Annotated in this window: 11 protein-coding genes and 2 pseudogenes; 7 read left to right on the forward strand and 6 right to left on the reverse strand. The window is 38.5% G+C overall.

Features of this window, described 5'->3' with window-relative positions:
• The first annotated feature begins 605 nt into the window (after nucleotides 1–605).
• Complete coding sequence (locus KSO91_RS13170) at nucleotides 606–1,292, forward strand: lysophospholipid acyltransferase family protein (RefSeq protein WP_238743461.1); 687 nt, start codon at nucleotides 606–608, stop codon at nucleotides 1,290–1,292.
• Nucleotides 1,293–1,563: 271 nt separating this feature from the next.
• On the opposite strand, the gene KSO91_RS13175 is transcribed toward KSO91_RS13170, so the two are convergent.
• Nucleotides 1,564–2,439 carry a LysR family transcriptional regulator gene (locus KSO91_RS13175; protein ID WP_238743462.1) on the reverse strand — a complete coding sequence of 292 codons (876 nt, stop codon included), beginning with the start codon at nucleotides 2,437–2,439 and terminating at the stop codon, nucleotides 1,564–1,566.
• 203 nt (nucleotides 2,440–2,642) lie between these two features.
• On the opposite strand from KSO91_RS13175, the gene KSO91_RS13180 reads away from it, so the two are divergent.
• Nucleotides 2,643–3,281 carry a hypothetical protein gene (locus tag KSO91_RS13180; protein WP_238743463.1) on the forward strand — a complete coding sequence of 213 codons (639 nt, stop codon included), beginning with the start codon at nucleotides 2,643–2,645 and terminating at the stop codon, nucleotides 3,279–3,281.
• 37 nt (nucleotides 3,282–3,318) lie between these two features.
• Nucleotides 3,319–3,654: a tetratricopeptide repeat protein gene (locus KSO91_RS13185; RefSeq protein ID WP_238743464.1), complete on the forward strand. Its 336-nt coding sequence runs from the start codon at nucleotides 3,319–3,321 to the stop codon at nucleotides 3,652–3,654.
• A gap of 353 nt (nucleotides 3,655–4,007) precedes the next feature.
• Here the strand turns inward: KSO91_RS13185 and KSO91_RS13190 are convergent, their stop codons facing one another.
• Both KSO91_RS13190 and KSO91_RS13195 read right to left on the reverse strand, forming a co-directional pair.
• Complete coding sequence (locus tag KSO91_RS13190; RefSeq protein ID WP_238743465.1) at nucleotides 4,008–4,955, reverse strand: IS1595 family transposase; 948 nt, start codon at nucleotides 4,953–4,955, stop codon at nucleotides 4,008–4,010.
• Between the two features lie 317 nt (nucleotides 4,956–5,272).
• Nucleotides 5,273–6,308: pseudogene (locus KSO91_RS13195) on the reverse strand (IS110 family RNA-guided transposase).
• Nucleotides 6,309–6,552: 244 nt separating this feature from the next.
• Between KSO91_RS13195 and KSO91_RS13205 the strand changes: the two are divergent.
• The 3 genes from KSO91_RS13205 (at nucleotide 6,553) to KSO91_RS13215 (ending at nucleotide 8,386) form a co-directional block, all read left to right on the forward strand.
• A complete protein-coding gene (locus tag KSO91_RS13205; protein ID WP_238743468.1) occupies nucleotides 6,553–6,744 on the forward strand; it encodes a phage integrase N-terminal SAM-like domain-containing protein in 192 nt (63 codons plus the stop codon).
• A gap of 74 nt (nucleotides 6,745–6,818) precedes the next feature.
• Entirely contained in the window at nucleotides 6,819–7,340 is a 522-nt protein-coding gene (locus KSO91_RS13210) for a tyrosine-type recombinase/integrase (protein ID WP_238743469.1), read from the forward strand.
• Entirely contained in the window at nucleotides 7,337–8,386 is a 1,050-nt protein-coding gene (locus tag KSO91_RS13215; RefSeq protein ID WP_238743470.1) for an IS91 family transposase, read from the forward strand. Before KSO91_RS13210 ends, KSO91_RS13215 begins: the two co-directional genes overlap by 4 nt.
• Nucleotides 8,387–8,672: 286 nt before the next feature.
• Here the strand turns inward: KSO91_RS13215 and KSO91_RS17670 are convergent, their stop codons facing one another.
• The 3 genes from KSO91_RS17670 to KSO91_RS13225 form a co-directional block, all read right to left on the reverse strand.
• Nucleotides 8,673–8,804: a hypothetical protein gene (locus KSO91_RS17670; protein ID WP_275113998.1), complete on the reverse strand. Its 132-nt coding sequence runs from the start codon at nucleotides 8,802–8,804 to the stop codon at nucleotides 8,673–8,675.
• Between the two features lie 66 nt (nucleotides 8,805–8,870).
• Entirely contained in the window at nucleotides 8,871–9,446 is a 576-nt protein-coding gene (locus tag KSO91_RS13220; protein WP_238743471.1) for a phosphotransferase, read from the reverse strand.
• A gap of 256 nt (nucleotides 9,447–9,702) precedes the next feature.
• Complete coding sequence (locus KSO91_RS13225; protein ID WP_238743472.1) at nucleotides 9,703–11,277, reverse strand: ATP-binding cassette domain-containing protein; 1,575 nt, start codon at nucleotides 11,275–11,277, stop codon at nucleotides 9,703–9,705.
• Nucleotides 11,278–12,915: 1,638 nt separating this feature from the next.
• Between KSO91_RS13225 and KSO91_RS13230 the strand changes: the two are divergent.
• A pseudogene (locus tag KSO91_RS13230) lies at nucleotides 12,916–13,353 on the forward strand (helix-turn-helix domain-containing protein); the annotation flags it as partial.
• Nucleotides 13,354–13,503: the final 150 nt, after the last annotated feature.

Genomic DNA, 13,503 nt, shown 5'->3' on the forward strand with positions numbered 1-13,503 from the left:
CTCGCATTTAGACTCATAGACTTAATCATTTCTAGTTACCTCATCTTAAAAGAATCACAACTAGTGTTATTTTAGATGAGGCAACGACATATTAGTAGTATGAATTTTAGTGAGTCAATGCGATCGGACAAGTTAGTTGACGTCTAATAATTAACCAATAGATAAGCAATGATGAAACTAACCACCAAGCAAAATGTTATCCAAGCTTCTGCAGGCTTAGTATAAAAACAAATCATTCGATATTTCATTAATTTATTAATTTATTAAGCATCTCAATACTCCAAATATTATTTAAAGTTGTAACGCTGAGGTAATACTCAATATTAATAATAGACATGTTCAAAAATCATACACATGTTGGAGTGATATTTTTTCAGGTATTAGTGTCAATAAGCTAAAAAAATTGACATTTATAACTTCAAGCTGAAGTTGAAATTAGATTTACAAAGCCTATAAAACCAACAACCAACAAGAAAATGGCTGATTAAACAGCAAAAATAGATGAAATATAGTGATATCTCATTAATCCCCTTAATTAAAAAACGGTTTACTGTTTAAGTTGTTATGATGCGCCTTTATCATGACAATAAACTTCCGGAGTTTCATTGAAACTGCACCGAATTAAAATAGCCCTCTATGCACTTTATTTAACCAATAAATTTGGTTTTAAATTAAGAGGTAAACACAGCGCTGACGATGTGAAAAAAATACGCCTGCAATATGCAGAAACGTTACTGTCATACTTAAAAATCAGTATTAATGTTGAAGACATCGATAAAATAAACAATGCCGGACCATACCTTATCGTCTCTAACCATCGCAGTATTATCGACCCTTTAATTATCGAAATAGCTCTGAAAAACAGTGGTATAAACGGCTTATGGATAGCGAAGAAAGAACTTTATAATTCCTTTTTCTTTGGCATGTTTACTCGAAATGCAGGCACAGTTCTACTCGATAGAGAAGCAAAAACAATGTGCCCTTTTTTCACAGAGGTTAAACAGAAAGTTAAAAGTGGTTTTTCGATCTGTGTATTTGCAGAAGGTACACGAAATAAAACAGAGCAAACATTGGCTGAATTTAAAGAAGGTGCTCAGATTATCGCCGTAAAAAACAGATTACCGATATTACCTATTTTTATAGAAACCAACGCCAATATAGCTTTGGAGTCCTCACTAAAAAACACACCTGCTGATTTAACAGCCAATATCATCGTAGGGGATATTATTGATTACAAAGACCGCTCAGGCACGCTACAAGAGCTTTACAAATCGCGCTTTAATCTTAGCTAATTCACATCCAGAATTTTGATACTCCCCTATTTCTGGATAAGCAGAGTATGAGCATTGAGGGTACTGTCAACTTAAGCCCAAATAACAAGTTTATTTATGAAATACGATTCACTTCTTAAGTGATATATCAATAGGTTAATTTTAAATTTTTAGTTGTTATTGGTACAGTTTTCGTTAAGTTGACAATATCCCTTTGCGACTTAAAAACTCCAAACCAGTGACCAATATTATTCAGCCACAGCACAGACTATTTCTAGGATTATCAAAACTATTAATTGTGTGAACCGTCGACCACTGATAGCTCAGCTAGTGAGTCTGATAACATGTCGAATACTACTCGAACACGCTTGCTGGTCTTGAGTTGCTTATGTGCAACCAGCCAAATCGGAAAGACAATTGGATCAACGTCAGGCTGTGCTCGTTCAACAAGGGGTTCCTTGTCGCCAATGGCTTCGAGCATCATTCCAACCACTATTCCCTGTTTCGTATTCTCCCACTGAACTAGATGGTTTTCACAAATCACTGAAAAATTATCTTGCGTAAGTGTTAGGCCAAAATGACGTAGCGGTATGATCGCTTTATCGGTTCGTTCAAATCCTGCAAATTCTGCCGTATTAAGTTTGGCAACGGTAATAGGCCTCCCTAATCTATCGAGGTATTCTTTAGAACCATAAAGGCGTGCCGCTACATCACATATTTTTTTTGCGATAAGATCAGGGTGGCTTGGTTGGATATTTCGAATGGCGATATCCGCTTCTTTCTGACCAAGATTACTAAGTTCGTTAGAAGCAATAACTTTAATGTTAATACCTGGATAGCACACTCGTAACTTCTGAATTATCGGTGGTAAACAGAGCGCCGCAATAGAATCGATCGCAGAGATGCAAACTTCTCCATCCAACACCTGCGATTGACCGCTGACAGCAATTGAAACCCGAGAGGCTGCTTCTGACATCTGTTGTACGTAATAAACTAGTTCGAGACCAACTTTAGTCAATATAAGCTGTTTGCCAACTCTATCAAACAGGATGACGTCTAGCTCTTTCTCTAGAGCCGCAACTTGACGCCCCACTGTTGGTTGTGCAATTCCTAGTGCGCGACCAGCTGCAGACAACGACCCCTCTTCAGCTGTTACTAAGAAAGCCATCGCGTGATTCCAGTCAAACTTTATTGAACTCCAGCTCATACGTATTTGCATATCCTATAGGCACATTTGGTGTATTGATAATGCTTTTTAGCATGATAGGATTAAATATTCAATGACCTGACGGTAGATAAATGATGTTGGACTTTTCGTTCTTAATGACGTTGCATATGCTAATTGGCTCCGCGGTAGTATTTAATGGGGCTATGGCACTTTTACTTAGGAAAGGTTCCTTTCTACACAAAGTTGCCGGTAGATTGTTCATGATCTCAATAATATTAATGGTTCCGATTATTTCTGCCGAAACATGGCTATCACCCTGTAGCATATCTCCGTTAGGCATTCTTTTTGTGTTTTTTATTACCTATTTAGTTACATCAGCCTGGTCCACTATTTATCATCCTGAAGGCAAACTTGTAACGTTAGACAAGATTGCGCCTTTGGTCGCACTTGGTATTTTCATCGCTGGACTAATCTTGGGTTTTGACGCAACCAGTAATCCAAGCGAAACAGAAAGCTCGCATATTAAGGAGGCATACTTCTTTTTTTCTGCCATAGCATTTATCGCAATGCTGCTTGATGCCAACAACCTTAAAAAGGTTGGTGTACGTGGAAATCATAGAGTTGTAAGGCATGTTTGGAGGATGTGTTGCGCAATGTTTTTTGCAGTCTCGACTCTATTTACCGGCCCTGGATCTATTGTGTTTCCAGAATCATTGCGCGGTAACCCTCTCTTGTCTATTCCGGAATTGTTAGTTGTCCTTCTTGCCGCCTACTGGATTTATCGGTTGATTTTTTTAAAGCAAAGATTTCTACCAAAGAATACAACCCCAGATCTGAAATAATAAGATTCCATTAATACCTAAAATGAGAGCAAGTATAATGAAAATAATTCTAATGTTAGCTATGAGCTTCCTACTAATTAGTTGCACTAATATGTTGCAGAGTGGCGCTATTTTTGAAGCCCAAAATTCTTTAAATGTTAATAGTTATACCGAAGCCTTAGATAATATTAATATTGCAGAGTCCTTCGGTGATCTATCGCAAGAAAATACTGCAAAACTCCACTATTTACGAGGCCAGGCATTGGAAGGTCTAGGGCGAAATGAAGAGGCAGTTCATAGTTATCTATATGTGGTCGAACAACATTCTAGTAGTGCTTATGCAAGGCGTTCCAAACAGAGACTTGATGTATTAGGCGCAACCTTTGCGAACTAATATTCTCGACCGTACCGAACGATGGCGGTGTTTGCAGAGTTGAGGTTGTAAAATAATTCAATTTTTATAAATTAATGGAAAATATCTATTTGTAAATCATTGTTTTTAAAAGGAACACAAATTAGTGAAAGTAGAGTTTTTCTTTAAAAAAGTGAAATTCTACAGCCTCGTTAGTCGTATTTCTGTATTTAGCATAACAATAGTTATATGCTCAACTTGGAGGCTACCTTTGTTGGATTAACAACTTTGAGATAACCTGAAATGGAGGATTTTTTGTTTCTAACAGAAAATTTCCTAGGGCGTATATGGACTCCACCTGTTTTACAACTGTAAATTGACATAAACTTACCTGATTAGCCATAAAGCTCCGCCATTGTTAAAAGCCTCTTCGGCATCGGTGGGGGTTTCATAGCTACGAACAAAAAACGAGGCAGCATATCTCTTAAATTAAAGCGTCTATTAAAACGGTAACAAAACTCGGCAAGGTAACGAGGTAAATGCTTATGATTAATAGAATGACAACTACCAGCTAGTGAATTTTTAACGTTACCAATCATGGTATTAACCCAAATGAACTCGGGTTTTTCAACACTTTCAGCACCGCCACCTGTAACATATGGAATATGTTCGCACCCAGCTTTTTTTACCGCGGGAAAACAATTTAATCCATCTGAGTACACGACACTACCAGGCTCAATATGTGCCATCGACCATCGCTCTATTTCTTTAGAAGTAAAACCTTTAACGACATTAAAATTCATTGCCATTGGATGACCATCTTCACTGATTGATACCGCAGCAACAAACGGAGTCTTATTTTCTGAGCCTCTTCCCCTAGATCCTCCCCTTAGTTCACCACCCCAATACACATCATCTAACTGTATAATCCCAGACAAGGGTTTACTATCATCACGTTCTTTCATCACTTGAATTATTTTTTGCTTCATACTCCATGCTGTTTTATACGATACTTTTAATTGTCTTTTTAATTCTAGCGAAGAAATACCCGTTTTCATTTGCGTAATAAAATGTATAGCGAAAAACCACTTATTTAACGGTAACTTAGTGCTATCAAAAATAGTCCCAGAAGTAGCTGAAGTTTGATGATGGCAGCAGTTACATTGATATAATTTACGTTTTTTTAGTTTACAAAACCCCTTAGATCCACATTCAGAACAAACAAAACCATCCCTATATTTCCAATCAAATAATGCCTGCCGACATTGTTCATCAGTACCGTAGTTATCGAATAATTCGAAAATACTATAGCCTTCTTGAAATTGAATTTTATTGATAGACATAACATGACTCCACTAAAAACAATAGATTGGTTAAATTATAGTCTATGTATTGTGATGCGATGGCGGAGCTTTATGGCTAATCAGGTAAACTTATAAGATGCGTGCGTATATACGGCTTTTTATTGAGAGAGCTACCCTCTAGCCTTAGATGTTTGCGCACCTATTATCCTCTTCGCTTTGACAGTCTGTTATGACTTCCGCCCTAGACAGGTTTTAATAGGTTGGTCTTACCGTTTATGCTGCATCATTGTTGTAAAATTGGGTAAAGCTATTCATTTTATTTTTGGTTTTCTGAATTAAATTGTCTTTATATTTACCTATTCGATTACTAATAATTGTTGCTGATATTTCGTTTCATATCTCAACATTGCCCAAGCCGTTCTGACTGTTTTATTTGCTAACGCGATGCAGGTTCTCTTGATACCTAATCGTTCTCTCAGTTGAATCAGCCAGGCTTGTTTTACTGTCTTAGGTTCATCCGGTAACCTGGAAATATAGGCAAGTGCACCTTGGTATAACGCGCACCTTAATTCCTTAACACCACCATGCTTGATAATACCTGTCATCACCGTTTTACCTCCTGAGCTATGTTGTTTCGGTGTTACACCGACGAAGGCTGCAGCTTGGCGACCATTTTTAAATTGTTTACCATTGCCAATGGTCGAATAAAGCATGCCTGAACAAACTTCTGCTACACCTTCTAATGCCATAAGGTTTTTAGAGGGTGTTAATTGCCGAACTAATGCATTTTTTACTTTTTCTAATTTAGTAAATTCGACTTTTAGATTGAGGTATTGTTCCCACAGCTGATGCAAAGTAGTAATTAAGCACGCTGGAATTAGGGTTGGCTCATCCAGTGTTTTTTGTACTGCGGTTCTTAGCCCTAATAAGCCTTGAGCACTTGTTATCCCATATTCATATAACATTGCTCGAATATGGTTACCTAATGAAGTGATATTTCGTGAAAAAAAAAGACGGCTGGTTTCTAACGTTTGCAGAGATTGTTGCTCTTCGTTTTTAGGTTTACTGTATTTTAGCCCTATTTGTAATGATGCGTTCGCAATGGCTAATGCATCATTAGCATCGGTTTTATGACCTTCGAGGAACCCTTTTACTTTTTTAGGGCTGATAATACGAACATCATGGCCAAATTGCTCTGCATACCTCCCCCCAGTAATGGCTACTGCCACAGCCTTCGATAGCAACAACGGCTGGTTTTACTTTAGCCAATAGCTCTTTTAACTTTTGTCGATTCACCGCTTTATTACTAATTAATTCACCATATTTACTGATTTGGCAAATTTGAAGAATATTCTTAGCTAGATCGATTCCGATAATATTAGATTTCAACATAGTATGGTCTCCTTATTAGTTACCGTAACTCTAGACTAATTGCTAGAGTTGGTGGAGTCCATACATCGTTTTGTGCCCCTTTACGAGTTAGAAAACTAGCCCCCATATACGACTTAGAAAGAAGCACGTGGCACCTTATTCTTGTTGTTGAACGAAGCCGCTAGCGGCAGAAAAACAAAAGTCCAAAAACGTTCATACTTATATTCTCGTCACATTTCTGTGATGAATAATAGGAGTATAAGCCATGAACACTTCAGGGCAACAACACTTTAACCTTTTATATCAACAACATTTGACTAACCTAACACTTCAAGGCATGCGACCCGCCACCATTGATACCTACTCGCGGGCGGTGCGTAGAATAACTCAATTCTTCGACCAATCACCTGATACCTTAACCAAGGCTGGCTTAATATTGTCAAACCGCCACAAGTAAAACATATCCCAGATTTCATCACCAACAAGCAGATTGGACAGTTAATTAGTCCGACTCGTGCTTTACGTTATCAAGTGTTTTTCCTTGTACTGTACAGTATGGGATTACGCTTAGGTGAGGCACTTCATTTAACGGTTAACGACATTGATGGCGAAACGATGCAAGTTCATATCCGAGAAGACAAAGGAGGCAAAGACCGGTTAGTCCCTCTTCCCAAACGCACTTTACAGGCTTTACGTTGTTACTGGAAAACACACCGTCATCCTCTGCTGTTATTTCCTCGTTTCGGGCAAACCAAGCAAGCATCGATGCAGTGTACGCCTATGGATAAAGGCAGCGTTCAAAAAGCACTCAAAAAAGTCATCACTGAGTTAGGCATTAAAAAGAACATTAGCCCACATTCTCTCCGCCATTGTTTTGCAACTCAACTCTTAGAGCAAGGAATGGATTTACGCTCACTGCAAATACTATTAGGCCATAACAGTCTCAATACCACGGCCAAATACACACAACTAACTCGCATTAAACAAAAAGATAATGTACTCGCGCTTAACGCCTTAACCGATAAATTACCGATTCAATGGGAGACGTTATGAGCCAATTTATCGCATTACTTGAACGCTACCATGAGCAACTAGAACAACAATATAGTGGTTGGTTGAATCAAGATATTCGTCGCGCTATCACCGATATGTTGCACTGTAAAACCGATGCAAATCGAACAACCCAATGGCATTGTGGTCATTGTCAGCATGACCAACAACTCCCCGCATCCTGCGGGAACCGAAGTTGTCCGCAATGTTTGCATCAAACCACCTCAAACTGGTTAGCTAAACAGACTAGTAAACTATTACCTGTGCACTATTTTATGGTGACCTTTACCTTGCCCTATCAATTGAGGGGGCTGGCTCGCCAACATCCCAAAGCGCTGTATCAATTGATGCTACAAGTGACTGCGGGCATATTAAAAGACTTTGCAACAAAGGAGAATAAAGGCAACTTAGGATTTACCAGTGTTTTACACACGCATAATCGCCGACGAGAATGCCACCCGCATGTTCATATCATTGTGCCCTGCGGACGTTACGATACCACCAAAAAACAGTGGCACAAAAGCGATAAGAGATATCTGTTTAATGAATTTGCACTCGCTAAAGTATGGCGAGCAAGGGTGATTGATGCGATTAATCACAGCAAAGAGTTAACCATGCCCGCTGACATACCTAAAAAGTGGTTTGTTGATTGTCGTCAGGTCGGATTTGGTGCCTCTGCGTTTAAATACTTATCGCGTTATCTGCACCGTGGCGTATTGCCCGACAAAGACATCATTAACATCACCGATGACAAGGTGACATTTAGATATAAAGAAAGCACCACTAATCTCATTAAAATGCGTACCTTACCGGTGCTCGAATTCTTATGGTTAATCTTGGAACACGTGTTACCAAAAGGACTGCAACGAGTGAGAGATTATGGTTTTTTAAGAGGCAATGCCAAGCAACTACGGCTACAAATATTGCAGATATTGGGGAACGATGTGAGCACAGTGACCACGCCAATAAAACGTAAGCGTGCTATTTGTATTTGCCCATGCTGTCATCATGAAATGCATTTTATGGGTATGCATCGACTGACAAGATAATGTGTGAAAACGCATGAACTTAAACAATTCATTGACACAAATGAAAGATTAACAAGACAGCGAGGTGATATGGCACTCAACATTTAAAATATAACGTACTGATATAATTGATGTATCAATTGTATCTTAGCGAGACTCGCCTTTAAAAAAGTTGACCCATTGACCCAACCGAAAACCAATTCCACTATTTACTATATAAAGTAAAGAACCTCGTTCGGGCTTGTTCAACACCCAGATAAGGTGTCGGCTTCGCGACACCTATCCTTGTTTGTTATGCACACATTATCTACGATAAATTTTCAATGATTTGTTGTTTATTACGTTTTAAATACTCAATATCTGTAATATAAGCTAAATGATGGTCGGCATTAATGTTAGCAATAAATGCTTCATTCCCTTTTTCCGCTTCATCAAACATAAAATTAATCAATGATTGTACCCTGGATATAATGACATCAACTAACTGAACTCGATCCTCATGTGATTAACCGTACGAATCACAGAATTGCTTTGCACGAATTGATCGCTGCGCTAAATCACCTAACAAATCATATGGATTAGTTTTAAATGGCGCCCAACAATAAACAGCATAAGCCACATCCCAAATCCTTGGGGCTGGATGTGCAGTATCAAAATCAAAGATACCAACAACTATATTTCCGTTTAATGCTACATTGTACGGAGCATAATCACCGAGACAGATAACTTCTTGTGGTTCTCTTGAAGGTAAAAGCCACCTCAAATAACAATATTGTTCATCTTGTACAAATGATACTGTGGCATCATGATACTCACGTAAAAGTATAGAAGGAGAACATAGTGCTTCCATCGAAGAGATAGGACCAACTAGAGGGTAGTTGTAAACATCCCCTGAAACATACAACAGGATATCATTACCATTACTATCGAAACCAAATGATTTCGGGGTGGAGTCAAACTGCTCAGCTTGTAGGTGTTTGAATAATTTATGAATGGATTCAGACCAAAACCCACTCGGGCGATATACTTTATCATCTAAACGATAAATTAAGCCTTTTCTACCACCTTGTAATTCTTCCATAACTTCTGTTGTTTATAAGCACGTTGGTTGGTATTATTTGCGTTTTTTAACAAAAAATAGCAACCGCCGTTTATGTGCCCGCATTCAACGACTGTTAGCTGTTTCAGAATAAATGGGCCATTCCTTGAAAGAGATAACCCTATAGCCCTCGCTATGTATGAATTAAGCTTAACTTCAAAATTTCCACGTTAGCCCTCAATTAAGTAACAAGCGAAATAGGCTGAATAGTCAAAAATTTTTACTTAAACCTTTTTATCTAAGTTGTTATAGCTAATACTTCGGTTACTGCGCACTGTGCTACGAACTCTTCATCATGACTGACCAATATAAATGCTCCTTCAAAGCAATTTAAAGCAGTCGCTAGGATCTGTTTAGAGTTCAAATCGAGATGGTTATCAGGTTCATCGAGTAGCAACAGTGGCTTATCTGGTTGATGACTAACGACTAACATAGCGAGTTTCATCTTCTCCCCACCACTTAAATGAGATGCAGATCGATAAACATTATCGCGGCGAAAACCTATCCCTGCTAACAATGTACGTGCATCACTTTCCTGTAATCTGTTACAGAAATACAACAGGTTATCTAACAAAGAAAGATTACTGTTTAGCAACGAAAAGTGCTGATCCAAATAGTAGAGTGGAGTATTTATTCTAACTTCTCCATGTTTTTGACTTTGCTCGCCTAGCAAAACTTTTAGTAAAGTCGATTTCCCACTACCATTACTACCTTGCAAATGCAATTTACTCGCAGGTGAGCACTCAAAGCTAATTGGCTGATTAGAGCCATAAGGTAACACGCAATCTAACGCATAAACTAATGAGGTTTTACGTGTACTTCCTTGCTGCAGATAGAGTTTCTGTTCTTTTAATTGTTCATGTCGCTTATGTAACAGGTATTTTTTTTGCAATAGCAGTTCACTGCGGCCTTTCTCATTTTTTACACGGCTAGAAGCACTTTCAGTTGCACGGCTACGCATAGCGTTAAGCAATATTTTGGGTTGTCCACCTTGCTTGCGAATCTTGTTACCTTGCGCAGCACGTTTATCAGCTTTTTCACGGTTAAGTTGTGTTTGTTGTTCGAGATTTTTTTGATCACGCTGAACAGTGTTTAGTTGGCGCACTATAGCTCCCTGTTGTAGAGACTTCTGCATAATATAGAGTTCATAATTACCACCGTATTGATGGAGTCCCAATGAAGATAATTCCCATATTTGATCCATTTGACGCAGAAAAAATCGATCATGGCTAATCAACAGAATATGTCCACTAAATTGGGACATTTTCTTAGCTAACCATTCTTTGGCTTCACTGTCTAAATGATTAGACGGTTCATCCAATATTAGTAACTCAGCGTCAGATTGAAATAGTTTCCATAACTGTAAACGAGATAACTGCCCACCGCTGAGTTCACGACAGTACAAAGATAAATCATTAGCTAGCCCGAGTTCAGTAAATAGCGCAAACAGCTCACTAGCTAATTGCCAACGGTCACCGATAATATCAAACCATTTAACTTCGCAGCTTCCTGACTCAACTTTTTTTAACGCTTCTAAGACGTCTTCAAATTGCAAATATTGTACGACAGTAAGATCGCTTGAAATAAGCTTCGATGGTACCTGCGAAAAACTTTGCGTTTTAGCGTTTAACACCACATAGCCTTCACTAGGCTGACATTGCTTTGCTAAAATAGATGCCAGCACAGATTTTCCTGCGCCATTACGGCCAATAAGTCCTACGCGACGTGCAGTTAAATTGCATGACACACCACTAAATAGGGTTTCGCCATTGGTGAATTGATAAGATAAATGATTTGCTTGTAGTAACGGCATAATGTGCCTCCTGTATAGCAGGGACATTAGGCGTAGCCAAAATAACAATAATGCTAAGAACGATAAGTTGTATAAATACAATACTTGAGATAAGCAATGACAAAGCTACACCTACTAACCCTGTAAATCCAAAAAATGTGTGTAAAAATGGATAACAGGTATTAGATTTTCATCGGCATAGACTCTTAAAGATAAGTGAATAAACCATATCACAGAGGAAAATAAAATTACAATTGAAACATTTAGAAATGTGACAGCAACAATTTGAATTTTAGAACTTATTAACACTGGAGATGTTTTACTAACTGTTGTAGCTGAGTGATTTTGTTAAGTAATTTAAAGTGAACCAACAACATTTTCTATCTCGCTACGTGCCGTGCGACGTGAAGTCGTATGTAACGCTGTTCACCGCGATAAGAGTGAACCATCTGTATCGCCAGATGCCTCTAGGACTCTGAATAAAGTAGCGAGTCTGACAATGTAACAAAGTCCATTGGACGGGAAAAGAATCGTGAGAAGACGTTCCTCCTGATAACCACAAGTCGGGTAAGTGCTAGGGAGTCAGTATGATGAATGAAAGTGAACCCATGTAAGATGCGTAATGCGAGAGGCAGCGGAAGTGGTTAATACGTTGTGGCCAAACAGGCAACGAGGGTAGGAAAGAGGTTGGCATATACTCTTTCGTGATCGAAAATCCCTTCGCATTAGAGTGGGCATTTAACCTGACATTGCGTTCCATGCGGAACACGGTAAGCCTGTATTACTCCCATTAGGGAAAGCTGTCTGCAAAGAAAGCCGATAGTGGTGCAGGTAAAGGAGGCTGGAGAAAGCCAATGCTGTATTGTAATAATACAGATACAGACGAATGTCTGACACGAAAGTGAGCCCACTTCCAGCTGGTCTCCCGTTGCAAGATGATTTGAAGAACTTTATTTAAGAAGAAACGCAAATGATGACTTCAAATGAAGTTAGTGCCTCTTCTTACTGCACTCAATGGCAATCCATTAACTGGAAACTCATTGAGCAAAAGTATTAAAGCTTCAGATGTGCATTGCAAAATCAACCAGAAAAAGGTTGGTGGGTAACATAATACGCCTTAGCGGAGGCTTGAGCCGTATGCAGTGAAAGTTGCACGTACGGTTCTTAGGAGGACGACACCTAGTAACAGGTGTCGTCTATCCGACCCTTTGCGAGTTAGAAAGGTAAGGCGCAATCGATCCCATACGCCTTACAAAAGCAAAAAATATGTTACCTTTTATCGCAAAAACGAAATTTTCTTCATTTGACTATAATTTTCTTCATTTGGCTATTTAGGCTTGAAAAGAGTACTAAAGGTGAAAAGCGTTTTATGCTCAAAAACATCATTTAAAAAAAATTTTTTTCCATCGCTATTTTAAGGTGGATATCGATTGGTTAACTGCTGTTTTTAAAACATTTGTCTTAATTTGATGATGAAGCAGTTATTTATGTAATAAAAATCCGCTACTTAACATAACAGTCATTTTGTGCATATTTTACTGTCTATCCTGTAAGTGCAATATAGTAATGTCACATTTCCCCAATTTAGAGATGTCACATTCTGGTATGGTTAGTTCCCATTACTAACCGTATCCAGAGCAACGTGTCATGCTACTTTCTATGAGCCAAAAAGAATTAAATCGCGTTGATGTTATTCGCGATGTTTGTGAAAAACGAGTAACACAAATCAATGCATCAAAGTTGCTTAACTTAACGCGAAGACAAGTCCAACGGTTAGTAAATAAATATCGGAGTGATGGCGCTTCAGGCTTAGTTTCATTACGTAGAGGACAGCCAAGTAATCGCAGATTCTCACCAGAATTTAAACGGAAAACCTTAAACATTATCAAAGATAAATATGCCGATTTTGGACCTACTTTCGCCAATGAAAAATTGTTAGAAAAGCATAATATCAAGCTGTCATCCGAAACCTTACGCCACTGGATGATTGATGAAGGGATCTGGAAATCTCGAGCAAAGCCTAAGCCAAAAATCTATCAGCCTAGATACCGCAGGGAATGTCTAGGGGAGCTTGTTCAAATAGATGGTTCGCATCATGTATTAGACGTCAACTAACTTGACCGATCGCATTGACTCACTAAAATTCATACTACTAATATGTCGTTGCCTCATCTAAAATAACACTAGTTGTGATTCTTTTAAGATGAGGTAACTAGAAATGATTAAGTCTATGAGTCTAAATGCGAG

Source organism: Psychromonas antarctica (genome assembly GCF_022267535.1).
GTDB lineage: Bacteria > Pseudomonadota > Gammaproteobacteria > Enterobacterales > Psychromonadaceae > Psychromonas > Psychromonas antarctica.

Excerpts from the sequence above, each read along its gene's own strand:
- KSO91_RS13220 (WP_238743471.1), bottom strand. The coding sequence starts at position 9,446 with ATGGAAGAATTACAAGGTGGTAGAAAAGGCTTAATTTATCGTTTAGAT.
- KSO91_RS13215 (WP_238743470.1), top strand. The coding sequence starts at position 7,337 with ATGAGCCAATTTATCGCATTACTTGAACGCTACCATGAGCAACTAGAA.
- KSO91_RS13180 (WP_238743463.1), top strand. The coding sequence starts at position 2,643 with ATGGCACTTTTACTTAGGAAAGGTTCCTTTCTACACAAAGTTGCCGGT.
- KSO91_RS13225 (WP_238743472.1), bottom strand. The coding sequence starts at position 11,277 with ATGCCGTTACTACAAGCAAATCATTTATCTTATCAATTCACCAATGGC.
- KSO91_RS13185 (WP_238743464.1), top strand. The coding sequence starts at position 3,319 with ATGAAAATAATTCTAATGTTAGCTATGAGCTTCCTACTAATTAGTTGC.
- KSO91_RS13175 (WP_238743462.1), bottom strand. The coding sequence starts at position 2,439 with ATGGCTTTCTTAGTAACAGCTGAAGAGGGGTCGTTGTCTGCAGCTGGT.
- KSO91_RS13205 (WP_238743468.1), top strand. The coding sequence starts at position 6,553 with ATGAACACTTCAGGGCAACAACACTTTAACCTTTTATATCAACAACAT.
- KSO91_RS17670 (WP_275113998.1), bottom strand. The coding sequence starts at position 8,804 with ATGTTTGATGAAGCGGAAAAAGGGAATGAAGCATTTATTGCTAACATT.
- KSO91_RS13190 (WP_238743465.1), bottom strand. The coding sequence starts at position 4,955 with ATGTCTATCAATAAAATTCAATTTCAAGAAGGCTATAGTATTTTCGAA.